This is a genomic window from Vibrio sp. Vb339, assembly GCF_902751245.1.
GTDB lineage: Bacteria > Pseudomonadota > Gammaproteobacteria > Enterobacterales > Vibrionaceae > Vibrio > Vibrio coralliirubri.
The window spans coordinates 68,720-93,552 of the sequence record NZ_CADDIS010000010.1 but is presented as its reverse complement, the minus strand read 5'-3'; the positions used below and the strand labels follow the sequence as shown (position 1 = coordinate 93,552).

The 24,833-nt window shown below is 44.8% G+C and carries 20 protein-coding genes, 4 tRNA genes and 2 rRNA genes; 11 read left to right on the top strand and 15 right to left on the bottom strand.

Annotated features, from left to right (window positions below):
* From HRQ85_RS24570 to HRQ85_RS24535, 8 genes are all read right to left on the bottom strand, one after another.
* Positions 1-891 (bottom strand): 23S ribosomal RNA (locus tag HRQ85_RS24570); the annotation flags it as partial.
* A 368-nt stretch (positions 892-1,259) separates the two neighbouring features.
* Positions 1,260-1,335, bottom strand: a tRNA-Val gene (locus HRQ85_RS24565).
* Between the two features lie 33 nt (positions 1,336-1,368).
* A tRNA-Lys gene (locus HRQ85_RS24560) sits at positions 1,369-1,444 on the bottom strand.
* 2 nt (positions 1,445-1,446) lie between these two features.
* Positions 1,447-1,522 (bottom strand) — tRNA-Glu (locus HRQ85_RS24555).
* A gap of 121 nt (positions 1,523-1,643) precedes the next feature.
* A 16S ribosomal RNA gene (locus HRQ85_RS24550) occupies positions 1,644-3,198 on the bottom strand.
* Between the two features lie 624 nt (positions 3,199-3,822).
* Entirely contained in the window at positions 3,823-5,076 is a 1,254-nt protein-coding gene (locus tag HRQ85_RS24545; protein ID WP_172380822.1) for an HD-GYP domain-containing protein, read from the bottom strand.
* An 83-nt stretch (positions 5,077-5,159) separates the two neighbouring features.
* Positions 5,160-5,567 carry a VOC family protein gene (locus tag HRQ85_RS24540; RefSeq protein ID WP_048605864.1) on the bottom strand — a complete coding sequence of 136 codons (408 nt, stop codon included), beginning with the start codon at positions 5,565-5,567 and terminating at the stop codon, positions 5,160-5,162.
* A gap of 244 nt (positions 5,568-5,811) precedes the next feature.
* Positions 5,812-5,896: transfer RNA gene (locus HRQ85_RS24535), tRNA-Leu, on the bottom strand.
* Positions 5,897-6,090: 194 nt separating this feature from the next.
* On the opposite strand from HRQ85_RS24535, the gene HRQ85_RS24530 reads away from it, so the two are divergent.
* Positions 6,091-6,567 carry an RDD family protein gene (locus HRQ85_RS24530; RefSeq protein WP_017058939.1) on the top strand — a complete coding sequence of 159 codons (477 nt, stop codon included), beginning with the start codon at positions 6,091-6,093 and terminating at the stop codon, positions 6,565-6,567.
* 64 nt (positions 6,568-6,631) lie between these two features.
* Here HRQ85_RS24530 and lptG read toward each other — a convergent pair whose 3' ends face one another.
* Together lptG and lptF are read right to left on the bottom strand one after the other, a co-directional pair.
* The gene (lptG, locus tag HRQ85_RS24525) at positions 6,632-7,702 is read right to left on the bottom strand and encodes an LPS export ABC transporter permease LptG (RefSeq protein WP_017058938.1); all 1,071 of its coding nucleotides are present in this window, start codon (positions 7,700-7,702) and stop codon (positions 6,632-6,634) included.
* Between the two features lie 3 nt (positions 7,703-7,705).
* The gene (lptF, locus tag HRQ85_RS24520; RefSeq protein WP_017058937.1) at positions 7,706-8,806 is read right to left on the bottom strand and encodes an LPS export ABC transporter permease LptF; all 1,101 of its coding nucleotides are present in this window, start codon (positions 8,804-8,806) and stop codon (positions 7,706-7,708) included.
* A gap of 192 nt (positions 8,807-8,998) precedes the next feature.
* Between lptF and pepA the strand changes: the two genes are divergently transcribed.
* The 5 genes from pepA (at position 8,999) to HRQ85_RS24495 (ending at position 15,716) form a co-directional block, all read left to right on the top strand.
* Positions 8,999-10,519, top strand: coding sequence for a leucyl aminopeptidase (pepA, locus tag HRQ85_RS24515; RefSeq protein ID WP_017058936.1), 1,521 nt, complete (start codon positions 8,999-9,001; stop codon positions 10,517-10,519).
* Between the two features lie 99 nt (positions 10,520-10,618).
* Entirely contained in the window at positions 10,619-11,068 is a 450-nt protein-coding gene (locus HRQ85_RS24510) for a DNA polymerase III subunit chi (RefSeq protein WP_122082825.1), read from the top strand.
* Positions 11,069-11,170: 102 nt separating this feature from the next.
* Positions 11,171-14,044, top strand: a complete 2,874-nt coding sequence (locus tag HRQ85_RS24505; RefSeq protein ID WP_172380821.1) for a valine--tRNA ligase — start codon at positions 11,171-11,173, stop codon at positions 14,042-14,044.
* 228 nt (positions 14,045-14,272) lie between these two features.
* On the top strand, positions 14,273-14,677 hold the full coding sequence (locus HRQ85_RS24500) for a DUF2061 domain-containing protein (protein ID WP_050643245.1): 405 nt from the start codon (positions 14,273-14,275) through the stop codon (positions 14,675-14,677).
* A gap of 133 nt (positions 14,678-14,810) precedes the next feature.
* A complete protein-coding gene (locus HRQ85_RS24495; RefSeq protein ID WP_172380820.1) occupies positions 14,811-15,716 on the top strand; it encodes a bifunctional helix-turn-helix transcriptional regulator/GNAT family N-acetyltransferase in 906 nt (301 codons plus the stop codon).
* A 49-nt stretch (positions 15,717-15,765) separates the two neighbouring features.
* On the opposite strand, the gene HRQ85_RS24490 is transcribed toward HRQ85_RS24495, so the two are convergent.
* Positions 15,766-16,560, bottom strand: a complete 795-nt coding sequence (locus HRQ85_RS24490) for a glycosyl hydrolase 2 galactose-binding domain-containing protein (RefSeq protein ID WP_172380819.1) — start codon at positions 16,558-16,560, stop codon at positions 15,766-15,768.
* A gap of 125 nt (positions 16,561-16,685) precedes the next feature.
* Positions 16,686-17,102 carry a ribonuclease E inhibitor RraB gene (gene rraB, locus HRQ85_RS24485; RefSeq protein ID WP_017058930.1) on the bottom strand — a complete coding sequence of 139 codons (417 nt, stop codon included), beginning with the start codon at positions 17,100-17,102 and terminating at the stop codon, positions 16,686-16,688.
* A 586-nt stretch (positions 17,103-17,688) separates the two neighbouring features.
* Here rraB and arcA point away from each other — a divergent pair.
* The 5 genes from arcA (at position 17,689) to HRQ85_RS24460 (ending at position 22,288) form a co-directional block, all read left to right on the top strand.
* The gene (gene arcA, locus HRQ85_RS24480) at positions 17,689-18,909 is read left to right on the top strand and encodes an arginine deiminase (protein ID WP_172380818.1); all 1,221 of its coding nucleotides are present in this window, start codon (positions 17,689-17,691) and stop codon (positions 18,907-18,909) included.
* Positions 18,910-19,066: 157 nt separating this feature from the next.
* Complete coding sequence (locus HRQ85_RS24475; protein WP_048612610.1) at positions 19,067-20,071, top strand: ornithine carbamoyltransferase; 1,005 nt, start codon at positions 19,067-19,069, stop codon at positions 20,069-20,071.
* A 287-nt stretch (positions 20,072-20,358) separates the two neighbouring features.
* Positions 20,359-21,288: an aspartate carbamoyltransferase gene (pyrB, locus tag HRQ85_RS24470; protein WP_172380817.1), complete on the top strand. Its 930-nt coding sequence runs from the start codon at positions 20,359-20,361 to the stop codon at positions 21,286-21,288.
* A 12-nt stretch (positions 21,289-21,300) separates the two neighbouring features.
* Positions 21,301-21,762: an aspartate carbamoyltransferase regulatory subunit gene (gene pyrI / locus HRQ85_RS24465; protein WP_017058927.1), complete on the top strand. Its 462-nt coding sequence runs from the start codon at positions 21,301-21,303 to the stop codon at positions 21,760-21,762.
* A gap of 136 nt (positions 21,763-21,898) precedes the next feature.
* Entirely contained in the window at positions 21,899-22,288 is a 390-nt protein-coding gene (locus HRQ85_RS24460; protein WP_004735319.1) for a RidA family protein, read from the top strand.
* Positions 22,289-22,413: 125 nt separating this feature from the next.
* On the opposite strand, the gene HRQ85_RS24455 is transcribed toward HRQ85_RS24460, so the two are convergent.
* From HRQ85_RS24455 to ibaG, 3 genes are all read right to left on the bottom strand, one after another.
* Positions 22,414-23,139, bottom strand: a complete 726-nt coding sequence (locus tag HRQ85_RS24455) for a 1-acylglycerol-3-phosphate O-acyltransferase (RefSeq protein ID WP_017058926.1) — start codon at positions 23,137-23,139, stop codon at positions 22,414-22,416.
* Between the two features lie 152 nt (positions 23,140-23,291).
* Positions 23,292-24,557 (bottom strand): UDP-N-acetylglucosamine 1-carboxyvinyltransferase, encoded by a 1,266-nt coding sequence (gene murA / locus HRQ85_RS24450; RefSeq protein ID WP_172380816.1) that lies wholly within the window; start codon positions 24,555-24,557, stop codon positions 23,292-23,294.
* A gap of 8 nt (positions 24,558-24,565) precedes the next feature.
* The gene (ibaG, locus tag HRQ85_RS24445) at positions 24,566-24,820 is read right to left on the bottom strand and encodes a BolA family iron metabolism protein IbaG (protein WP_017058924.1); all 255 of its coding nucleotides are present in this window, start codon (positions 24,818-24,820) and stop codon (positions 24,566-24,568) included.
* Positions 24,821-24,833 lie beyond the last annotated feature (13 nt).

Below are 24,833 nucleotides of genomic sequence, written 5' to 3'. Positions count from 1 at the left end.
GGGTTGGTAAGTCGGGATGACCCCCTAGCCTTAACAGTGCTCTACCCCCAGTAGTATTCGTCCGAGGCGCTACCTAAATAGCTTTCGGGGAGAACCAGCTATCTCCAGGTTTGATTGGCCTTTCACCCCTAGCCACAAGTCATCCGCTAATTTTTCAACATTAGTCGGTTCGGTCCTCCAGTTGATGTTACTCAACCTTCAACCTGCCCATGGCTAGATCACCTGGTTTCGGGTCTAATCCTAGCAACTGTACGCCCAGTTAAGACTCGGTTTCCCTACGGCTCCCCTAAACGGTTAACCTTGCTACTAAAATTAAGTCGCTGACCCATTATACAAAAGGTACGCAGTCACACCACGAAGGTGCTCCTACTGCTTGTACGTACACGGTTTCAGGTTCTATTTCACTCCCCTCACAGGGGTTCTTTTCGCCTTTCCCTCACGGTACTGGTTCACTATCGGTCAGTCAGTAGTATTTAGCCTTGGAGGATGGTCCCCCCATATTCAGACAGGATATCACGTGTCCCGCCCTACTCGTTTTCACTGATGATGAGATGTCGATTACGGGGCTATCACCCTTTATTGCGGCACTTTCCAGAGCCTTCATCTGTCTCATTAAAAGCTTAAGGGCTAATCCAATTTCGCTCGCCGCTACTTTCGGAATCTCGGTTGATTTCTCTTCCTCGGGGTACTTAGATGTTTCAGTTCCCCCGGTTTGCCTCCTGTTGCTATGTATTCACAACAGGATACTTACTTATGTAAGTGGGTTTCCCCATTCAGGAATCCCAGACTCAAAAGGCTATTACTACCTAATCTGGGCTTATCGCAAGTTATTACGCCTTTCATCGCCTCTGACTGCCAAGGCATCCACCGTGTACGCTTAGTCACTTAACCATACAACCCGAAAGGGTCTTAGCGTATGGCAACTAACCAAGGTTTTTGGTTGTCATCAAGAAGGGTTAATTCCTGATAACTGTTTGCCGGACTCAATTGTGAATCAAACTAACGTTTGATTCGAATACAAGACACTTGAATGTGTTTGTTGTGTTTATCTAATGAAAGATAAACATTGAGAACTTTTAAATTTGATTGAATTACTCGTAAGTAAATCAATCAGTCAGCTTTCCAAATTGTTAAAGAGCATGAGATTTTAAGAACTAATGTTCTAAATTCACATTTTCTAAAGACTCTCACAGTCGAAAAATCCAACCAGCGACATAAGAAGTGGTTTGGAGGTTTAACTTCCAAGAATATTTAGAGAATGGTGGGCGATACCGGGCTCGAACCAGTGACCCCCTGCTTGTAAGGCAGGTGCTCTCCCAACTGAGCTAATCGCCCACTAAAAGTTTTAATTCCTTCGTGGAGAAAGAATGGTGGGTCGTGCAGGATTCGAACCTGCGACCAATTGATTAAAAGTCAACTGCTCTACCAACTGAGCTAACGACCCAATGGTATCCCGTAGGGGAGTCGAACCCCTGTTACCGCCGTGAAAGGGCGGTGTCCTAGGCCTCTAGACGAACGGGACACTGCAATTCATCTCTACTTTAAAAGTAGAAACAAACTTCGAAGAACTTGGGAGTTCTTCATCTCTTTGCTTTTCTAAACCTRATCAATCTGTGTGGGTACTCATCAAAGATATCTTCGTATAAGGAGGTGATCCAGCCCCAGGTTCCCCTAGGGCTACCTTGTTACGACTTCACCCCAGTCATGAACCACAAAGTGGTGAGCGTCCTCCCCGAAAGGTTAAACTACCCACTTCTTTTGCAGCCCACTCCCATGGTGTGACGGGCGGTGTGTACAAGGCCCGGGAACGTATTCACCGTGACATTCTGATTCACGATTACTAGCGATTCCGACTTCATGGAGTCGAGTTGCAGACTCCAATCCGGACTACGACGCACTTTTTGGGATTCGCTCACTATCGCTAGCTTGCTGCCCTCTGTATGCGCCATTGTAGCACGTGTGTAGCCCTACTCGTAAGGGCCATGATGACTTGACGTCGTCCCCACCTTCCTCCGGTTTATCACCGGCAGTCTCCCTGGAGTTCCCGACATTACTCGCTGGCAAACAAGGATAAGGGTTGCGCTCGTTGCGGGACTTAACCCAACATTTCACAACACGAGCTGACGACAGCCATGCAGCACCTGTCTCAGAGYTCCCGAAGGCACWCCTGCGTCTCCGCTGGMTTCTCTGGATGTCAAGAGTAGGTAAGGTTCTTCGCGTTGCATCGAATTAAACCACATGCTCCACCGCTTGTGCGGGCCCCCGTCAATTCATTTGAGTTTTAATCTTGCGACCGTACTCCCCAGGCGGTCTACTTAACGCGTTAGCTCCGAAAGCCACGGCTCAAGGCCACAACCTCCAAGTAGACATCGTTTACGGCGTGGACTACCAGGGTATCTAATCCTGTTTGCTCCCCACGCTTTCGCATCTGAGTGTCAGTATCTGTCCAGGGGGCCGCCTTCGCCACTGGTATTCCTTCAGATCTCTACGCATTTCACCGCTACACCTGAAATTCTACCCCCCTCTACAGTACTCTAGTTCACCAGTTTCAAATGCAGTTCCGAGGTTGAGCCCCGGGCTTTCACATCTGACTTAATGAACCACCTGCATGCGCTTTACGCCCAGTAATTCCGATTAACGCTCGCACCCTCCGTATTACCGCGGCTGCTGGCACGGAGTTAGCCGGTGCTTCTTCTGTTGCTAACGTCAAGAGATAGCGCTATTAACRCTACCCCCTTCCTCACAACTGAAAGTACTTTACAACCCGAAGGCCTTCTTCATACACGCGGCATGGCTGCATCAGGCTTTCGCCCATTGTGCAATATTCCCCACTGCTGCCTCCCGTAGGAGTCTGGACCGTGTCTCAGTTCCAGTGTGGCTGATCATCCTCTCAGACCAGCTAGGGATCGTCGCCTTGGTGAGCCATTACCTCACCAACTAGCTAATCCCACCTAGGCATATCTTGACGCGAGAGGCCCGAAGGTCCCCCTCTTTGGCCCGTAGGCATTATGCGGTATTAGCCATCGTTTCCAATGGTTATCCCCCACATCAAGGCAATTTCCTAGGCATTACTCACCCGTCCGCCGCTCGACGCCCATTAACGCACCCGAAGGATTGTTARTGTCGTTTCCGCTCGACTTGCATGTGTTAGGCCTGCCGCCAGCGTTCAATCTGAGCCATGATCAAACTCTTCAATTTAAGATTTTGTGACTCAACGAATACTGACTTCAAAACTAATATTCATGTAAATATGAACATGTAATTCTAAAGCTATTACCATTCCAACAGAATGGTAATGAATTGACTGTGCCAAATAACCCCTCTCTATAAAGAAAGTAATTATTCGTATTGGTCACTCAGTTCATTGAAATCAATTTTGTTACCGAAGTAACTGTTATTACGCTCTTTCGAAAAAGAACCAATAACGTTTTGATATTCATCAACGAGTGCCCACACAGATTGATAGGTTTAAATTGTTAAAGAGCTTCTCTTCGTTGTGACTTGCATCACTTCGGAAGAGGCGGCCATTCTAGCGATTTAATTCTCAGTGTCAAACACTTATTTGGAATTAATTCCTACTTTCTAAAAGTAGAAGCGAATCATCGCTTAAAGCTAGTTGCCTTACTAACATTCTTCGCTGAAGCCTTGTGGCGTCTGCCGTGTCAGTGAGGCGGCATTATAGAGATGCCGCTCATATTGGCAAGCAATAAATGCGTTTTTTATTGAAAAAAGCGGTTAAGCGAAGACATTTCAACCAAGGGCTTATTTATACCACTTTCACCCCAAGTTTCGAACAAATTACCCACAACGACCTGTGGATAACTACTCTCCACTATCAAAAAAGTAAGATAAACGAGCCCTAGGGTTTAGATACTCTCGAACTTGTTCAGGTAATTTGCTTGGATGAACGGCATTAACGATTTTGATCTCTTTAATAAAGAGGTCAATGATCGGGGCTTGGGTTCTTGGCACGCTAGGATCATAGATAAGTACATTTGGATAAAGCATATGTTTAGCGTTAACGGATATCACAATCCCAATCGAATCATTTGAAAGCTGTACTACGGTTCCTGGTGGGTAGACTCCCATGAACTTAACCAACAGCCCCAAGTTATCTTGGCTATATAGATGCTTGCAGCTCTTATATAAGTGGGACAGTGCCAAATACGGGATCATTTGTTGAGATTGCGCTTTACCATGACAAAGGTTATCAAATGCATTAGCCACAGCGACTATCTTGGCAAACTCATCAATCTCATGTTCTTTTAAGCCCTCGGGGTAACCAGAACCATCATTCATCTCATGATGTTGAGCGATTACCTTTTTAGCGTTTTCCGGAAAGTCATCAATCCCCGCAACGATATCCGCACCGTATTTGGTATGAAGCTTCAGGTAGTTCTCTTCAGGGATTGTCAGGGCGCTCTGCTTTCTTAGTATCGCGACTGGTATTTTGATCTTGCCTACATCGTGAAACAACGCTGCGAATGAGAGGTCTTTCAATTGCTGTGTGTTATAGCCTTTGGCCTTACCTATCATCAGTGCAACAACCGAAACATTTAGAGTATGAAAGTAAATGTCTTCGAAATCCGCTTTAGCATTCATAAGGTGCAAGGTGACGTTATCATCGCTCACTAGAGTTTCAACGATATCATCAACAAGAGCCTTAACCTCCCCTACCGCATCTAAAGGTCTGTTACGGATCTTGGTCATCACAGATCGCATTCGAGCAAGCGAACGTTCAAACTCTCTCTCACAATGACTCACCCTGCGGCGGTAAGAGCTAAGGGTTTCGATACGCTCATGCTTATCTTTCCACATTCTTTCCGCTTCAAGGCTTACCTGTGAATCAATATCGACTTCTTGTTCACCTACGTGATTAACAGGTAAAGGTGAGGTATCACTTTGACTCAGGTTTATATAGACGTGCTTAATCCCAAGATGTCGAATTACTTTTACTTGAGCGTCATCTTTGATTTTAAAGCTGTTGAATAAAAATGGGTGTTCATTCCATTTTACGGGGAGTCGTATATGCAGACCGGGCTGAATGCGATCTACGGTAATCTTTATGCTGCCCATTTTTATATATAATATTGATGATTATTCTCTATTTATAATTCTAATAAAACCAAGCAGCAATTTCACTATCCAATTTCACAGGTTCAACTTAAAGAGTCGCAGTGCACCATCCAGCGTATACCGAATTTATCTTCTACTTTGCCAAATCGAGCCCCCCAAAACGTATCTGCGAGTGGAGTCATTATCCGCCCTCCTTTCTTAAGCTTTTCAAAAATTTGTTCTTGAGTCGCGGTATCTTCAGTTACAAGAGAAAGAGCGAGATTGTTGCCTTCGAGTTCTTTTGCCTTAACACCATCAGACATCATCAGCTTCATACCAAACGCTTCGAACTCAGCATGCATAACCCAATCAGGTTGAGCTCCCTCTATTACCTGTGGTGCATCACTAAAAAGTTGCTTAGATAAAACCACACCACCAAAGCACTTGTGATAAAAATCCAACGCTTCACTACAACGACCATCAAAAAATAAGTAAGGGGTTACTGTCAGCATATTTCTCTCCTCTGTTAGTCCTTTAAACATAGACAATAGAATAGAGAATGACAGGTAACATAATGATTTAAGATGATTAATTCATTATCAGATCGAATAGCGAAGGGAAATTATGGGATTTAGGAATGAAACATCAAGATCTGTCTGATTAAGAAGCTTTCCTGCCCTGCCGCCACCGCGACTCTTCCTATATCCCAGATACAACAAAGCCCCGACCATTTCTGATCAGGGCTTTATCTAAATATGGTACCGGTAGGCGGACTTGAACCGCCACGCCCGAAGGCAACGGATTTTGAATCCGTCGTGTATACCAATTTCACCATACCGGCATTATCTTGGGGCATTGCCCTTTCGATGTTTGGCATTATACGTATGCGAACTGATGTGGCAAGTATAAAAACTTGAATTCATGTGTGTTTGCCGATAATTTCGCCACTAAGTCATAAGCTGTGCGTCATGTCTCTTTTCAGGCTAAGCCTTAAACTATATTCTGACGCCTCAATTTTTAAAGAAGTAATAACACATGACATCAACAAACACTCTGCCACCAGCAGGAGTCATGCGCCGATTTGGTGCCTTGTTCTACGACGCTCTGATCGTAATCGCTATTGAAATGTTAGCGGCTGGCGTCATTGTCGCTCTGCTGCATGCGCTCATGGCTCTCGGCATTTTTAACCACAGCGGGTATGCCGATGTTAGTGACTTCTTAACCAACCATCCGATTTGGAGCCCTGCATACACCTTTTACTTAGTGGCCGTTTGGGTATATTTCTTCGTCTTCTTCTGGACTAGAGCTGGTCAGACTCTCGGCATGAGAGCTTGGAAGCTGCGCGTTCAAAACAAAGATGGCTCAGCTATCACAGTAACTCAGGCGCTGATTCGTTTAGGTACTTCAGGTTTTGGATTGGCGAACCTATGTGTTCCATTCGATCCTGAAAAACGCGGCTTTCACGATATCTGGGCAAAGACCGAAGTCGTTGTGTTACCACAAGCACGATAATGTGATTTAAGTTAGCTCCAATCAAGATCAAAAAAGGAAGGCGTTATGCCTTCCTTTTTTATATTTACAGTTTCCGCCTCAAGAGCATGATGGCAATTCCAAGGAACACCACGCTCGGGGCTATTGCGCCAAAGGCGGGCGGTATTTGATAAACCAAACTCACTGGACCAAAGAACTCACTGGATATATAGAAGGTAAAGCCGGCAATAACACCTGACAGAATCCTCGCACCCATGGTCACACTACGCAAAGGACCAAAGATAAACGACAGTGCCATCAACATCATAACCGCGATCGAAATTGGCTGGGTTATCTTTCTCCACAGCGCCAACTCATAGCGTGATGCGTCTTGCTCTGACGCCTTCAGATAAGAAACATAATCATACAACCCACTTAACGACAGCTCTTCTGGTTTAACCGTTACTATCGCCAACTTGTCTGGGGCTAATGATGTTTCCCAAGAGTAAGTTGGTAGGCTTTCTTTGGTAATTTGAAGTTCGTTTTCAAAAGACGTGATCTCTACATCCTTCATCGTCCACACGTTGTCTCCAACGTAATCAACTTCGTCAGAATAAATAGCTGTTTTCAGTGCCTTGTTTTCATCAAAGCGCCACATGTTCATTCCATATAACTTCTGATCATCGATTTTGACAATGAAGATGAAGTCATTGGCATCACGAGCCCAGACACCACTTTGCGTCGAAATAATATTACCACCAGCAATCGAGATGGTTCTTAAATCACGAGCCATTTTCTGCGCTTGCGGCGCTCCCCATTGACCAAGCAATGTCACCACGATCATCAGTGGGATAGCGGTTTTAAGTACCGAGAGGCCGATATCCAACTTAGAGAAACCAGCTGCCTGCATAACGACAAGCTCAGAACTTGCAGCAAGCATACCAAGTCCAATCAACGCGCCAAGCAATGCAGCCATTGGAAAGAACATTTCGATATCACGAGGGATACTCAGTAAAACAAAGTACAGCGCTTGTAATAGATCATAAGTACCACGACCAACCTTTCTCAGTTGCTCTACGTACTTGATAATCCCAGAGAGACCAACAAACGTCACCAATACCAGTGACGTCGTTGCGATGATGGTTCTGCCTATATATAAATCGAGAATCTTAAACACGGCTTAAGCCAACCTCTTATTCTTGAATTTTTCTTTCAAACGCCTTACTGGCACGCTATCCATAAAGTTTGCACCAATCGCGACAAATAACAATAACGCATTGATTGGCCACATGCCGATTACCGCAGGAATGCTCCCCTCTTCGATTGAAGACTTGGTTGCACTAATTGCTAAGAAATAGGTGAGATAAATCAGTATTGCTGGGCCGATTTTCGCAAAACGACCTTGTCGAGGGTTAACCGCAGAAAGTGGCACGACAAGCATGGTCAACAATGGAATACAAAGTACCAAAGAAATACGCCACTGCAACTCTGCTTTCGCACTATTGTTCGAGTTACCAATGAGTTCAAGTGTAGGAATAGCTTCCCAGTCTCGACCTTTCTTCTCAACTTCACGCTGACCAATCAGGCCTTCGTATTCTTCAAAATGCGTCACCCTGTAGTCAAGGCGAGTCGGAATGCCTTCATGACGAGTACCATCGTACATTACGATCACTTGGCGACCATCACTGAGCTCTTTTACATCACCTGACTTCGAGAACATCACACTTGGCAGTACAGAATCACGCGGACGCATTTGAGCTACGAACACGTTTTCTAATTTATTACCGTCGATATCATCAATAAACACAACAGAAGAACCATCCGGCGTACCTTCAAACTTACCTTTTGGTAGCAAATCAACGCTGTTCTCTGCAGCTACTTCTTCATACATTTGTTCAACTTTGTCTTGTGACCAAGGAGATAACCAAAATGAGTTAAAGGCTGCAACAGATGCCGTAATTAAAGCGAGGTAAAGCGCAGATTGGATCAGGAATTTATTACCGATACCGGTGGCGTTCATGACCACTATTTCACTTTCAGCGTAAAGGCGGCCAAAAGTAAGCAAAATACCAATATAGATACTGAGTGGAAGCATCAATAGGCCCATCGCTGGCATATTTAAGCCAACAATCGACAATATAAGACTCGCAGGGATATCACCATCAGAGGCGTCCGCTAAAACACTGATGAATTTTTGGCTGAGAAACACGAGAAAGAGAACAAAAAAGATCGCAAATTGGCTCTTGATTGTCTCGCGGATCAAATATCTAACAATAATCACGCTCAAATTACCTATACAAAACTTGTTTTTTTGATTGAATCACTATAATTTCCCGTTGAACCTTTTATTTTTTTAAATTTTTAGCTAAGTGTTAGCGTTCTTCTTTAAGGTTAGTTCCATTATAGGATCCAACAAGTAAGAACCCATTATCTAACATTTAGTTTGATTTGTCTTCAGGATGTAGGAGTACGCATGGAGTTCAGTGTAAAAAGTGGCAGCCCAGAGAAACAGCGCAGCGCATGTATCGTTGTCGGTGTATTCGAACCGCGCCGCCTTTCTCCAGTAGCCGAGCAATTAGATAAGATTAGCGATGGCTACATTAGTTCACTGCTTCGTCGCGGTGATCTAGAGGGTAAACCTGGCCAGATGCTACTACTGCATCAAGTACCTGGTGTACTTTCAGAACGTGTTCTACTGGTAGGCTGTGGTAAAGAACGTGAGCTAGGCGAGCGTCAATACAAAGAAATTATCCAAAAAACCATCAGCACACTAAACGAAACAGGTTCTATGGAAGCAGTATGTTTCCTTACAGAACTTCACGTTAAAGGTCGCGACACTTATTGGAAAGTTCGCCAAGCAGTAGAAGCGACTAAAGATGGTCTTTACACATTCGACCAATTCAAGAGCAACAAACCAGAGACTCGTCGCCCACTACGTAAATTGGTATTCAACGTACCAACACGTCGCGAATTGAGCCTAGGTGAGAAAGCAATCTCTCACGGCCTTGCTATTGCTTCAGGTGTAAAAGCGTCTAAAGATCTAGGCAACATGCCACCAAACATCGCAAACCCTGCTTACCTTGCTTCTCAAGCTCGTCGTTTAGCCGACGATTACGAGACAGTGAAGACTAAGATCATTGGCGAAGAAGAGATGGAAAAACTGGGTATGACATCATACCTAGCAGTTGGCCGTGGCTCTAAAAATGAATCTATGATGTCTATCATGGAATACAAAGGCGCTCCGGATCCAGATGCGAAGCCGATTGTATTAGTTGGTAAAGGTCTAACTTTCGATTCAGGCGGTATCTCGCTTAAGCCGGGTGAAGGCATGGATGAGATGAAGTACGACATGTGTGGTGCGGCATCTGTATTCGGTACAATGAAAGCACTGGCTAAGCTTAACCTGCCTATTAACGTGGTTGGTATCCTAGCAGGTTGTGAAAACATGCCGGGCAGCAATGCTTACCGTCCAGGTGATATCCTAACGACAATGTCAGGCCAAACGGTTGAAGTACTCAACACTGATGCTGAAGGTCGCTTGGTTCTATGTGATGCTCTAACTTACGTTGAGCGTTTTGAACCGGACTGTGTTGTCGATGTTGCTACGCTAACTGGCGCATGTGTTATCGCTCTAGGTCACCACATCAGTGGCGTTCTATCGAACCACAACCCACTTTCTCACGAACTTGTTAATGCTTCAGAGCAAGCAAGTGACCGTGCATGGCGTCTACCTATGGCAGACGAGTACCATGAGCAGCTAAACAGCCCATTCGCTGATATGGCGAACATCGGTGGCCGTCCTGGCGGCACAATTACTGCTGGTTGCTTCCTGTCTAAATTCACTAAGAAATACCACTGGGCACATATCGACAGTGCTGGTACTGCTTGGAAGTCAGGTGCAGCGAAAGGCTCGACAGGTCGTCCTGTCTCAATGCTAGTCCAATTCTTATTGAACCGCAGCGGCCAAGAGACTGAAGAGCAATCTTCAAAATAATAAAAAGGGCCTACGGGCCCTTTTTTAATAAGCGCTATTTGTTAGACCCTGTTAACCAAGTAACATTGATATCCACGATTCTCAGTTCGAGTATTAAGTATGCAGACAGCTACATTTTACATTGTGCCTTCAGACAGCCCGCAAGCCAGCGAAGATGGTTTTGCTCACTATGTGCTGTTTCTTGCTCAGCACTTTGCAAAACAAGGCGCTAAACTTTATCTCAACTGTAATGACAAAGAGCATGCCGAGCGTATTGCTGAAGTTTTCTGGCAAGTCGATCCCAGTGAGTTTATTGCGCACAACTTGGTTGGCGAAGGCCCGAAGTATTCAACCAACATCGAAATTGGCTATCAAGGTGTAAAACATAATTGGAATCGTCAGCTAGTAATTAATCTGGCCGATAATCATACAACCTTTGCGAACGCCTTTGCTCAGGTGATAGACTTCGTCCCTTGCGAAGAAAAAGCTAAGCAACTCGCTCGAGAAAGGTATAAAATTTACCGTCAGGCTGGATATCAGCTACAAACTATCGAGATTCAACATCCATAGTCAAACCTCATAGTTAAAGCTATCTTTGGATTTAGATTCAAGAAGCTTCACTTATGAAGTTTGACCACGATTAACCATTCACAGCATCCGTTTAAGAGCACTATGGAAAAGACATACAACCCAACATCAATCGAACAAGCTCTGTATAAGACTTGGGAAGAGAAAGGCTACTTTAAGCCACACGGTGACACATCAAAAGAAGCTTACAGCATCATGATCCCGCCACCGAACGTCACTGGCAGCCTACACATGGGTCACGCGTTCCAAGATACGATCATGGATACGCTTATCCGTGCTCAACGTATGAAAGGCAAAAACACGCTTTGGCAAGTGGGTACTGACCACGCTGGTATCGCAACTCAAATGGTTGTTGAGCGTAAGATTGCTGCTGAAGAAGGCAAAACAAAACACGACTACGGCCGTGAAGCTTTCATCGACAAGATCTGGGAATGGAAAGGCGAATCAGGTGGCACGATCACTCAACAACTTCGTCGTCTTGGTGCATCTGTAGATTGGGATCGTGAGCGATTCACTATGGATGACGGCCTATCAGCTGCGACTCAAGAAGTGTTTGTTCGTCTTTACGAAGAAGACCTAATCTACCGTGGTAAACGTCTAGTAAACTGGGATCCTAAACTGCACACTGCAATCTCAGATCTTGAAGTTGAAAACAAAGACAAAAAAGGTTTCATGTGGCACTTCCGCTACCCGCTAGCGAACGGTGTTAAAACGGCCGATGGTAAAGACTACATCGTTGTTGCGACGACTCGTCCAGAAACCATGCTTGGCGATACTGGTGTTGCTGTTAACCCAGAAGATCCTCGTTACAAAGATCTTATCGGCAAAGAAATCCTACTTCCTGTTGTAAACCGTCTTATCCCTATCGTAGGCGATGAGCACGCAGACATGGAAAAAGGCACGGGTTGTGTGAAGATAACTCCAGCTCATGACTTTAACGATTACGAAGTGGGTAAGCGCAACAACCTACCGATGATCAACATCCTAACGTTCAATGCTGATATCCGTGATGCTGCTGAAGTCTTCACGACTAACGGCGAAGAAAGCGATGTTTACTCAACGGACATCCCTGCTAAGTACCAAGGCATGGAGCGTTTTGCTGCACGTAAAGCTATCGTTGCTGAATTCGATGAGCTTGGTCTTCTTGAAGAGATCAAAGATCACGACCTGACTGTCCCTTACGGCGACCGTGGTGGCGTGGTTATCGAACCAATGCTGACTGACCAATGGTACGTGCGCACAGCACCTCTTGCAGAGCCAGCAGTTAAAGCGGTTGAAGATGGCCAAATCCAATTCGTGCCTAAGCAGTACGAAAACATGTACTTCGCGTGGATGCGTGACGTGCAAGACTGGTGTATCTCTCGTCAACTTTGGTGGGGCCACCGTATCCCAGCATGGTACGACAACGATGGTAAAGTTTACGTCGGTCGCACTGAAGAAGAAGTTCGTGAAAAGAACAACCTAGCGCCTGTTGTTGTGCTTAAGCAAGACGACGACGTACTGGATACTTGGTTCTCTTCTGCACTTTGGACGTTCGGCACACAAGGTTGGCCTGAAGATACTGAAGCACTGAAAACATTCCACCCATCTGAAGTACTAGTATCTGGTTTTGATATTATCTTCTTCTGGGTTGCTCGTATGATCATGATGACCATGCACTTCGTGAAAGACGAAGATGGCAAAGCTCAAGTACCTTTCAAAACTGTTTACATGACGGGTCTTATCCGTGATGAAAACGGCGACAAGATGTCTAAGTCGAAAGGTAACGTACTTGACCCAATCGACATGATTGACGGCATCGGCCTTGAAGAGCTAGTAGAGAAGCGTTGTGGCAACATGATGCAACCTAAACTGGCTGCTAAGATCGAAAAAGCGACACGTAAGACTTTCGAAAACGGTATCGAACCATACGGTACTGATGCGCTACGTTTCACTCTTGCTGCTATGGCTTCAACTGGCCGTGACATCAACTGGGACATGAAGCGTCTTGAAGGTTACCGTAACTTCTGTAACAAGCTATGGAACGCAAGCCGTTACGTACTAATGAACACAGAAGAGCACGACTGTGGCATGTCACTGTCTGTAGAAGACCGTGCAAACATGGAATTCTCTCTAGCAGACAAGTGGATTGAATCTCAGTTTGAAGTTGCAGCGAAAGAGTTTAATGCTCATCTAGACAACTACCGTCTAGACATGGCAGCAAACACGCTTTACGAATTCATCTGGAACCAATTCTGTGACTGGTACTTAGAGCTAACTAAACCTGTTCTTTGGAAGGGTACTGAAGCTCAACAACAAGCGACTCGTTACACGCTTATCACGGTTCTTGAGAAGACTCTGCGTCTTGCTCACCCTGTTCTTCCTTACATCACGGAATCTATCTGGCAGAGCGTTAAGCCGCTAGTAGATGGTGTTGAAGGCGAGACGATCATGACTCAAGCACTGCCTCAGTTTAATGAAGCTAACTTCAATGCTGAGATTGTTGACGACATCGAATGGGTTAAGACTTTCATCACCGCTATCCGTAACCTACGTGCGGAATACGACATTGCACCAAGCCAAGGCTTAGAAGTAATGATTAAAGTAGCGGATGAGAAAGATGCAGCTCGTATCGAAGCAAACAAGATCGTTCTGACTTCTCTAGCTAAGCTAGACGATATTAAAGTTCTTGCGGACGGCGAAGAGACTCCAGCTTGTGCAACTAAACTGGTTGGCAAATCTGAGCTAATGATCCCAATGGCAGGTCTTATCGACAAAGATGCTGAGCTTGCTCGTCTAGATAAAGAAGTTGCTAAGACTCACGGCGAGATTAAGCGTATCGAAGGTAAGCTAGGTAACGAAGGTTTCGTTGCTAAAGCACCAGAAGCAGTTATCGCGAAAGAGCGTGAAAAGCTTGAAAGCTACCAAGAGACTCTTGTGAAGCTTGAAGAGCAAAAAGCGACAATCGCTGCGCTTTAAAACCGAGCGAACGAGAAGGCTTCAAACTTCTCACTCTAAATAGAAAGGTTGGTCTTGGTGACCAGCCTTTTTTTATACCTCTGATTCCAATATTCCAATGCTTCTCACTCTAGCCTCACTTATTGATAGGTTTCATCTATCAAATTAATCTCTACTTCCCATTATACTTAATCATAATAATTCTCAATAATAGACCTATCAAAACAACACAACGATTGAGTAATTATCATGAAAAAGACACTAACCTTTGCTGCATTACATTTTACTATCGCATTTAGTGTCGCTTATGTACTAACAGGCGACATCTTAATTGGTAGCTTAATCGCTATGATTGAGCCCTCTGTGAATACTGTTGCCTTCTATTTTCATGAAAAGGCGTGGGCTCAAGTTCCAGCGCTTAAAGCTCGTCAGTGGATGACCAAATTAAAAACAGCAAGCTTTGCTACCATCCACTTTAGTGTTGCCTTTACCGTGGTCTACTTGTTGACTGGAGATGCTTTCATCGGCGGTGTGATGGCCTTGCTAGAGCCAACTTTAAATACCGTTGCTTACTACTTCCACGAGAAAGTCTGGTTACGAAAAGCTGAAAGCCAAACACTACAAGCTCAGTTTTGCTTACATCAACACGCTTAATTTAAAGCTCAGTGAGCGATTGAAGTAACCTACATCGAAGAACAAAATTCAGCTTACCATTGACAAAGTTGCGCATCGCAATTAAATTAATTGCGGTGCGCAACTTTATTTCTTAATTCAAAGGTAGGTAGTTATGAATTCTCAACAGTTAAGAGACTATTCTCGTCAAACGGTTCGTTTACTTGGCATGCTTGATAAACAGTGTGGTGATGTCGACCTCACTCCAGTCCAGGCTCATACTCTTGGTGAAATCCAGTTGCAGCCAATCACCATCAACCAATTGGCACAGCAACTCAACGTAGATAAATCCAATGCTAGCCGCACTGTCACGGGTCTGATCAAGCTTGGTTTAGTTGAGAGCCTAGAGAACCCAACAGACAAGCGTAGCCAATTAGTCGCCCTGACCACTCAAGGTGTTGATGCGTTATCTCAACTCGACCAGCAGCAAAGCATCTTCTTTGAAAGAGTACTCTCGACACTCAATGGCAACGAACAGCAGCTACTTAAACAAGGACTTGAGAGTTACTTAAAAGGGTTAACGAAAGCATGTCAAGCCGATGAGTTTGTATTACGCCCACTCACAGAATCAGATAACCAACAATTGGCAGAAGTCATTCGCCAAGTTTCGGCTGAGCATGGGCTTACAGAAGATAAGGGTTATGGCGTGGCTGACCCAACACTCGATGATATGTATTCTGTCTATAGCCAAGCGAATGCAATGTACTGGGTTATCGAACACAACGGAAAGATCGTCGGAGGCGGTGGCTTTGCCCCTCTAGCAGGTAAACCCGATGTGTGTGAGCTACAAAAGATGTACTTCTTACCGCAAACTCGAGGGCATGGCCTAGCCAAGCGAATTGTTGCTTTGAGCTTAAAGCAAGCCAAGCAACTTGGGTATCAACACATGTATTTAGAAACGACGGAATGCTTAGGTGCTGCGGTCAAACTCTATGAGAAGCTTGGGTTTGAGCATCTTGAGTCAGCTTGGGGAGAAACAGGCCACGACGCTTGTGAGGTTGTCATGGCCAAGTCGTTATAAGCAGAATGCGCCGCTATAGCGAAAGAAGATAGCGCTAAAATATACGGAGTTAACGTAGAAAGTTACTGACGCAAGAGGTTGGGTTCAAGGCAACAAAAGAACTCTCTTCTTGCCCATCAAGTACCACTTCTAATGGGTATAGATGCTTAGGGTTAGGATTCTCAATATCAAAAATGATAGGAGCTTCGACCTGGAACACGACGCCAGTATGTTCAGCGCGCACATCGATCGGCATTACGAGAGTCATACCATTAAACTTGATGGATGCCGATACTAACCCCGCCTTTAGCGTTTGATAGATAACATCCACTTTAAACTCACAGCTACCACCGTGGTGCCAGATCTGCTCTGTGACAACTTGCTCTAGCTTGACGTTTCGAACGAACTGCAGGAATGGCGCTTGCCAAATCCCGATACGTGAATCAGATTTAGCGATAGCTTGTGAAGAGATAGACTCATCCATGTCTTCTTCAAGCAATAGGCTCTCCTCTTCTTCAAGGAAAAGGATCTCGAAACGGTTTCGGCCGGACTGCATATAAGGACGGATATCTTTACGGTATTCAGCTTGGCTACCATCGCAATCAAACACAGCCACACCATTAAGTCGAACTTCAGCAAAGTAATCGACCCCGGCCATCACCAACTCAACAAATGGACACGCCAACATAGCGTCATCTACTTCGATGTCGTGCATCAGGTGCCACTCTTGCTCTGCAATTTCATTTTCACTCAAGCTATCAGGTAGCTTTGAGCTTAACGGAGCCGGAAAAGTGATGTCATCTTGTGGGATAGAGAGATCCGTCAGTGGCGAAATTTGCCAAAGACCATCGAGAAGCAACCGCATATCATTCCTTGAGCTAGATCAATTTTGACCGCATTATAATGAATGAATGCATATAAAGACATTTATTTTTCTGAGGGTAAAAAAATGCCAGCTCGAGGCTGGCATTTTTTAAAATTGGGAAAGAATTACTCTTCGCCTTCATCATCTTCGTCTGGGTAGATAGCATCTTCACCTTCGTAGTAAGTGCCCCAACCGTCGTAGATAATGTCAAACTTCTCTGCAAGGTTTACAAGCTTCTCAACTTGCTCATCAATCGCTTCTGCATTCAGAGTACATTGCATAGTTGCATCACAACAAAGTAGCTTATTGCCATCTTCATCTTCTGTCTCTTCAGCTTCAAGCACTTCAAAGCCCATTTTGAATGCTTCAACAACCGCTTTCTCAAGCACATCGAAATCTTCAGCAAATAGGTGATGCTCGATATCGTATAGAGCTTCAGGATCGCTACCATCTTCAATTAATGCTGTAATGATGTCGCGAGTCTCTTCCTTTTGAAATTCAATTAATTCCGCTACTGATAGATATTCATCTTCGTGAGACATGTGTCTGCTCCAGAGTGTTGACTATGAAAAGATCAAATTTGATTGCCACGAAATATGGCACGGATCGTCCAGAAAAGCCACCCAGATCAGGCCTAGAAAGGTAAGTTTATCGCGAGATCGCAGCGCCAATATCAATTCAAAAGTGAAATCAAAATCACAGAAACAAATTTTCAACATTTTATTAACTGCGCCGTATTTTAGCATTTCGTTTTTGTGGCTACTTTAGAGCTTATTGAATAAAACTTGCGTGATTAGTCACGTTAGGTGCATACGCAAAACCGCTTTTGGGGTGCATAAATCCTCAGCTTGTTATCAAAAAGTGCATAATAGTGAATAATAGTGAATAAAAAATCACGATTAATAAGCAAAATTCAATTCTAACAAGCCACAAATTGAGCATAGATCCTCAAAAACGTTGTTCCGTTCGATAGCCAGTTAGTTGGAATTTAATCTGTATAAACTTAAAAATTACAGGTTTTATGACCAATTATTAGCCAAATACCTTGTATTAACTCAATCTACAAAACTTGCATATTACGGACAAGCTTGTCATAAATAGACGCTGGATTAATAGTAAGGATGCAAAATGAGTAAGCTGTACGTTGGCTCCGAAGTCGGTCAATTGAGACGAGTTCTCCTAAATAGACCTGAAAGAGCACTCACCCACCTCACCCCTTCAAACTGTCATGATCTTCTATTTGATGATGTACTTGCCGTTGAAGCCGCTGGTGAAGAACATGATGCCTTTGCAGAAACGCTGCGCAGCCAAGACGTAGAAGTGCTATTGCTGCATGACCTGCTAGTAGAAACGCTTGCCGTATCTCAGGCTCGTGAGTGGTTGCTGAATACTCAAATCTCAGATTTCCGTTATGGGCCGACTTTCGCCCGTGACTTAAGAAACTACCTTGCTCAAATGGATAATGAGCATCTAGCAACGATCTTACTCGGTGGCTTGGCCTACTCTGAGCTTCCTATCAAATCATCATCGATGCTGCCTAAAATGCATCGACCACTCGATTTCGTTATCGAGCCACTGCCTAACCACCTATTTACGCGAGATACTTCTTGCTGGGTTTACGGCGGTGTATCGCTTAACCCGATGATGAAACCTGCACGTCAACGTGAAACGAATCACCTACGTGCTATCTACCGCTGGCACCCAGTGTTCGCCGGTCAAGATTTCATTAAGTACTTTGGTGATGAAGACCTTCACTACGACAACGCTAACATTGAAGGCGGTGACGTACTGGTTATCGGTAAAGGTGCAGTACTAGTTGGTATTTCAGAGCGTACGAAACCACAAGGTGTCGAAAACCTAGCGGCTAGCCTATTTAGATCAGGCCAAGCGAGCGAAGTGATTGCGATCGATCTACCAAAACACCGCTCTTGTATGCACCTTGATACGGTGATGACGCACATGGATATCGACACGTTCTCTGTCTATCCAGAGATCGTGCGTAAAGACCTAGACACTTGGCGCTTAACACCAAAAGAAAATGGCGAAATGCGTGTCGAGAAAGCTGAAAACTACCTCTCAGCGATTGAAGGCGCACTGGACCTCGATCAACTGAAGATCATCACAACCGGCGGTGACAACTACGAAGCTGAGCGTGAACAGTGGAATGACGCTAACAACGTACTGACGGTGAAACCAGGTACCGTGATTGGTTATGAGCGTAATGTTTACACTAATGAGAAATACGACAAAGCGGGTATCGAAGTTCTAACGATTCCTGGCAACGAGCTAGGCCGTGGTCGTGGCGGTGCACGCTGTATGAGCTGCCCTATCGAAAGAGATGGTATCTAAGTCAAAGAGCTCAGTTAAACAGACTCAATAGTCTTATCTAGGCCAGTATTCATTTACTGGCCTTTTTTATCAAATTGATAAAATAAATATTCACAAATATAGCATTTTTATGTTTAACTAAGTTCTTCATTGATTCTATATACGCAAGGAGCGAGAGATGGCCTTTAATCTTCGCAATCGTAACTTTCTAAAACTTCTCGACTTTACTCCTAAAGAGATTCAGTTTTTACTCGACCTGTCTGCTGACCTAAAAAAAGCTAAGTATGCAGGTACGGAACAGAAGAAACTCAACGGCAAAAACATTGCTTTGATCTTCGAGAAAGCATCAACTCGAACACGATGTGCGTTTGAAGTGGCCGCCTTTGATCAAGGTGCTCAGGTCTCTTACCTTGGTCCTTCTGGTTCTCAGATTGGTCAAAAAGAATCAATGAAAGATACGGCGCGTGTATTGGGGCGTATGTACGATGGCATCGAATATCGTGGTTTTGGCCAGAGTATCGTTGAAGACTTAGGCGCTTATGCGGGCGTGCCAGTTTGGAATGGCTTAACCGATGAGTTCCACCCTACTCAGATCTTGGCTGATTTCCTCACCATGCTTGAGCATGGCCGCGGAAAACATCTGTACCAAATCAGCTTTGCTTATCTAGGCGATGCACGCAATAACATGGGTAACTCTCTGTTAGTCGGAGCTGCGAAGATGGGCATGGATATTCGCCTTGTCGCGCCTAAAGCATTCTGGCCAGAAGAGCAGCTTGTTGAAGAGTGCCAAGCTATCGCGCAAAGTACGGGTGCCAAAATCACTCTAACGGAAGACGTTGCTGAAGGTGTTAAAGGCTGTGATTTCCTTTATACCGATGTTTGGGTTTCAATGGGCGAGGCGCCAGAAGCTTGGGACGAGCGTGTTGCGGTTATGACGCCTTATCAAGTGAACATGGATGTTATTAAGCTCACTGGTAACCCTCAAGTGAAATTCATGCACTGCTTACCTGCTTTCCACAACAATGAAACCGTGATCGGCCAGCAAGTCGCAGATAAGTATGGAATGAACGGTTTAGAAGTTACTGATGAAGTCTTTGAATCGGATTACTCAATTGTGTTTGATGAAGCTGAGAATCGCATGCATACCATCAAAGCGGTAATGGTTGCGACACTGGGTCAATAGCGAATACTGAAAGTAAACAAAAGCTTGATGTAATCGCTTGCGCTCACAAATTGAAAGCGTATAATTCTCGGCAATTTGTCTGAGAGTAGTGAAAATGACGCCAACCAATATTGTGATAACACATAGTAATATTGTGATAACACATAGTAATATTGTGAAAACACCAAATATTGCTCGTAAGCTAAGATGCTTACCAGGCCGTCTATTCTGCTTTTCAGCACTTTTTTAAAGCCTCCCATTATGGGGGGCTTTTTTATGGCCAATACATTATTGTGGGGAAGAAGATCATGGCGAATTCGCTCTATCAAAAGCACATCATCTCAATTCCAGAGCTTTCTCGTGAAGAGCTAGAATTAATTGTTCAAACGGCAGGTCAGCTAAAGGCTGAACCAAATCCAGAACTCATCAAGAACAAAGTTATTGCCAGCTGCTTCTTTGAACCTTCTACGCGAACTCGTCTCTCTTTTGAAACTGCGATTCAACGCATCGGTGGTGATGTGATTGGTTTCGACAGTGGTGGTAACACTTCTTTGGCAAAGAAAGGTGAAACGCTAGCGGACTCGGTACAGGTTATATCTTCATATGTTGACGCTTACGTGATGCGTCACCCTCAAGAAGGCGCAGCGCGTCTGGCTTCTGAGTTCTCAAACGGTGTACCTGTTATTAACGCAGGTGACGGCGCAAACCAACACCCAACACAAACGTTATTAGACCTATTCTCTATCGCTGAGACACAAGACCGCCTCGACAACCTAAACGTTGCATTCGTTGGTGACCTTAAGTACGGCCGTACGGTTCACTCGTTGACTCAAGCACTAGCGAAGTTCGACAACATCTGTTTCTACTTCGTGGCTCCAGAAGCACTGGCGATGCCAGACTACATTTGCGAAGAGCTTGATGAAGCGGGCATCAAGTACCAACTATTGACGGACATGGAAGATGTGATTCCTGAGCTTGATGTCTTGTACATGACTCGAGTTCAAAAGGAGCGCTTCGATGAGTCAGAATACGCGCACATCAAATCCGCATACATCCTGACCGCTTCTATGCTGGAAAATGCACGCGATAACTTGAAGGTTCTGCACCCTCTTCCTCGCGTTGATGAAATTACTGTCGATGTTGATAAAACACCTTACGCTTACTACTTCCAGCAAGCAGAGAATGGTGTTTACGCCCGTGAAGCACTGCTAGCCCTTGTTCTTAACGAAACGCTGTAGAGGAGAGATATCATGTCAAAAGAGACTCAATTAAAAGTTGAAGCAATCAGAAACGGTACTGTTATCGACCATATCCCAGCCAATATCGGGATCAAGGTGCTAAAACTGTTCGACATGCACAATTCTCATCAGCGCGTGACGATTGGCCTGAATCTGCCGTCTTCTGCACTAGGCGGAAAAGACCTGCTCAAGATTGAGAATGTGTTTATCACAGAAGAACAGGCGAGCAAGCTGGCTCTTTACGCGCCTCACGCAACCGTGAATCAAATCGAAGATTACGAAGTGGTTAAGAAGCTGCCACTAGAACTTCCTGAGCAAATCAACGATGTGTTCGAGTGCCCAAACACCAACTGTATTACTCACAATGAACCGGTTGAAAGCAGCTTTAAGATCTTTGAAAAGAAAGAAGATATTCGATTGAAGTGTAAGTATTGCGAAAAAGTCTTCTCTCGCGAGATCGTAACAGAAAGATAACGTCATACGGCAAAGAAGACCGAATGTAAAAACTATCAAATACCTCGCCTGTGCGGGGTATTTTGCGCTTTACCTATCCAAAGTTTGAAGGCACACTGAAAATTGATTTTTATCTAATAACTGATGGAATAAACCAATGACTAAAGTACTTCACACAGAATCTGCTCCAGCTGCAATCGGCCCATACGTACAAGGCGTTGACCTTGGCAACATGGTACTGACTTCTGGTCAAATCCCAGTAAACCCAGCAACTGGTGAAGTATCTGCTGATATCGCAGAGCAAGCTCGCCAATCTCTAGACAACGTTCAAGCGGTTGTTGAAGCTTCAGGCCTGACTGTAAAAGACATCGTAAAACTAACGGTATTCGTTAAAGACCTAAACGACTTCGGTACAGTAAACGAGGTTTACGGCAAATTCTTCGATGAGCACGGCGTTGCAAACTACCCTGCACGTTCATGTGTTGAAGTAGCACGTCTGCCAAAAGATGTAGGTATCGAGATCGAAGCTATTGCGGTTCGCAAATAGGTTTTAATCTCTAGATTAAACACCTTCTAATAAACGACTTAGCGTAATGCTGAGTGTTTATTAGATACAAAAAAAGGTTGCCCCGTTGGCAACCTTTTTTATTGTTCATCGTTTCGCTTAGATAATTACTTTTTATTAAGCTCAACCACTTCTTTGTCTAACTCTTCAAGCTTAGCAGCCATCTGCTCACGAGCTAGGTTAGCCAGTTCACGAACATTAGACTTGTCGTAGCCTTCAGTGCTGATTGGTGGCAGCATTTCAACAATCACGTGACCATTGTTCCAACGGTTTAGCTTCACGCCACCTGTTGAGCTACACACGATAGGGATGATAGGCAAACCAGCACCAATCGCAGCATGGAATGCACCTGTTTTGAATGGCAGCAGACCACGGCCACGAGAACGAGTGCCCTCAGGGAACATCCAAACTGAAACATCGCTCTCTTTCAGACTCGTCACGACCTGATCAATCGTACCTACCGCTTTGCTGCGGTTAGCACGGTCAATTAGGATGTTACCCGTCAACCAGTAAAGCTGACCAAATAGAGGCATCCACACTAGGCTTTTCTTACCAACCGTCACCACTTTTGGCGTTACCGCAGATGAAATCGTGAATAGATCCCAGCTGTTTTGGTGGTTCGCTACATAAACATGTTGGCCGCGAGAGTAGGCATCTTCTGGGATGCGAAGCTCTAACTTCATGCCGAAGATCTTCGACATGCGACCGAAATAACGGCCAAAGGTAAATACGTGTTTCGGGTTGCGTGGACTTAATAGGCAGTAACCACAACCAAATACAAACATAAGAATCGCAAATATCGCCACTGCGAAAATACGTAATATTGCTATCATTTTGTTCCTCACCGACCGCCAAGTTGATTCATCTATTCGCGCAAAAATGAGCAATAGATTTACTTGCGGTAAATACAACTATAAAAAAGCCGAAACCAAGGTTCCGACTTTTATGTTTTCATCTTACTGATTCATGAATCCACTAACCTAAGTTAGCTCGACTCACGAAATCGTGTAATGTTTGCGCCTAAGGCTGACAATTTATCTTCAATCTTATCGTAGCCACGATCGATGTGATAAATACGGTCAACGATGGTTTCGCCTTGAGCGATACAGCCAGCAATCACAAGGCTCGCAGACGCACGAAGGTCCGTTGCCATTACTTGAGCGCCGCTCAGTTTTTCCGTTTCACCACAGATAGCTGTGTTGCCTTCGATTTCCGCTTTTGCACCCATTCGCTGTAACTCAGGAATGTGCATAAAGCGATTTTCAAAGATAGTCTCAGTGATAACACCACTGCCCTTCGCCATCATGTTAAGCAGAGTAAACTGTGCTTGCATGTCGGTTGGGAAACCAGGGTGAGGTGCCGTTACGATTTTCACCGCTTTCAGTTCACGACCCGTCATATCAAGGCTGATCCAGTCTTCGCCCGTTTCAACCTTCGCACCCGCTTCTTCAAGCTTCGCTAAGGCAGCTTCAAGAAGATGAGCGTTGGTGTTGCGACAAACCACTTTACCGCCAGAAACAGCAGCAGCAACCAGGAACGTACCTGTTTCAATACGGTCAGCAACCACAGAGTGTTGGCCACCACCAAGACGTTCAACGCCTTCGATAGTAATCGTATCTGTACCTGCGCCAGAAATTTTAGCACCCAGTTTGTTTAGGAAGTCAGCCGTATCAACAATCTCAGGCTCACGCGCTGAGTTATCGAGTACTGTTGTTCCTTCCGCTAGCGTTGCTGCACACATGATAGTAATGGTGGCACCCACACTTACTTTATCCATCACGATGTGCGCGCCTTTCAGACGGCCATCAACACTTGCTTTCACATAACCATCTTCCAACTTAATGGTCGCACCTAGTTGCTCTAGGCCGTGAATATGCAGATCAACAGGTCGAGCACCAATGGCACAACCGCCTGGAAGTGACACTTGGCCTTCACCAAAACGAGCGACTAGAGGACCTAAAGCCCAGATAGAAGCACGCATTGTTTTCACTAAATCGTAAGGCGCACAAAATTCATTAATTTCGCTGCCATCAACATGAACACTACCATTACGCGATACTTTTGCGCCTAAACGCTTAAGCAGTTCCATCGTAGTATCGATGTCACGTAGGTGAGGAACGTTACTTACTTCCACTGGGTCTTCAGCAAGAATTGAAGCAAATAAGATAGGTAGCGCTGCATTTTTTGCGCCTGAGATCGTCACTTCACCGCTTAGCGGCTTATCCGATCCAATAACTCGAAACTTTTCCATCATAAACCTTAAAGTGACATCAGTTTCTTATCACGTTCCCACTCTTCCGGCGTGAAAGCCTTAATAGAAAGAGCATGGATGTCATTGCGTTGAATGTATTCCATTAGTGGGCCGTAGATTAGTTGCTGCTTCTTAACTCGATTCATGCCGTCAAAACATGGATCAACCGCAACAACTTCGTAATGACTGCCTTCCCCTTTCACGAAAATTTCCTGAAGGTTCAGTGCTTCTGCTAATAATTCTTGTACTTTTGTGCTGTCCACAAATAGCTCCTGC

Excerpts from the sequence above, each read along its gene's own strand:
- HRQ85_RS24545 (WP_172380822.1), bottom strand. The coding sequence starts at position 5,076 with ATGGGCAGCATAAAGATTACCGTAGATCGCATTCAGCCCGGTCTGCAT.
- HRQ85_RS24540 (WP_048605864.1), bottom strand. The coding sequence starts at position 5,567 with ATGCTGACAGTAACCCCTTACTTATTTTTTGATGGTCGTTGTAGTGAA.
- HRQ85_RS24530 (WP_017058939.1), top strand. The coding sequence starts at position 6,091 with ATGACATCAACAAACACTCTGCCACCAGCAGGAGTCATGCGCCGATTT.
- pepA (WP_017058936.1), top strand. The coding sequence starts at position 8,999 with ATGGAGTTCAGTGTAAAAAGTGGCAGCCCAGAGAAACAGCGCAGCGCA.
- HRQ85_RS24510 (WP_122082825.1), top strand. The coding sequence starts at position 10,619 with ATGCAGACAGCTACATTTTACATTGTGCCTTCAGACAGCCCGCAAGCC.
- HRQ85_RS24505 (WP_172380821.1), top strand. The coding sequence starts at position 11,171 with ATGGAAAAGACATACAACCCAACATCAATCGAACAAGCTCTGTATAAG.
- HRQ85_RS24500 (WP_050643245.1), top strand. The coding sequence starts at position 14,273 with ATGAAAAAGACACTAACCTTTGCTGCATTACATTTTACTATCGCATTT.
- HRQ85_RS24495 (WP_172380820.1), top strand. The coding sequence starts at position 14,811 with ATGAATTCTCAACAGTTAAGAGACTATTCTCGTCAAACGGTTCGTTTA.
- HRQ85_RS24490 (WP_172380819.1), bottom strand. The coding sequence starts at position 16,560 with ATGCGGTTGCTTCTCGATGGTCTTTGGCAAATTTCGCCACTGACGGAT.
- rraB (WP_017058930.1), bottom strand. The coding sequence starts at position 17,102 with ATGTCTCACGAAGATGAATATCTATCAGTAGCGGAATTAATTGAATTT.
- arcA (WP_172380818.1), top strand. The coding sequence starts at position 17,689 with ATGAGTAAGCTGTACGTTGGCTCCGAAGTCGGTCAATTGAGACGAGTT.
- HRQ85_RS24475 (WP_048612610.1), top strand. The coding sequence starts at position 19,067 with ATGGCCTTTAATCTTCGCAATCGTAACTTTCTAAAACTTCTCGACTTT.
- pyrB (WP_172380817.1), top strand. The coding sequence starts at position 20,359 with ATGGCGAATTCGCTCTATCAAAAGCACATCATCTCAATTCCAGAGCTT.
- pyrI (WP_017058927.1), top strand. The coding sequence starts at position 21,301 with ATGTCAAAAGAGACTCAATTAAAAGTTGAAGCAATCAGAAACGGTACT.
- HRQ85_RS24460 (WP_004735319.1), top strand. The coding sequence starts at position 21,899 with ATGACTAAAGTACTTCACACAGAATCTGCTCCAGCTGCAATCGGCCCA.
- HRQ85_RS24455 (WP_017058926.1), bottom strand. The coding sequence starts at position 23,139 with ATGATAGCAATATTACGTATTTTCGCAGTGGCGATATTTGCGATTCTT.
- murA (WP_172380816.1), bottom strand. The coding sequence starts at position 24,557 with ATGGAAAAGTTTCGAGTTATTGGATCGGATAAGCCGCTAAGCGGTGAA.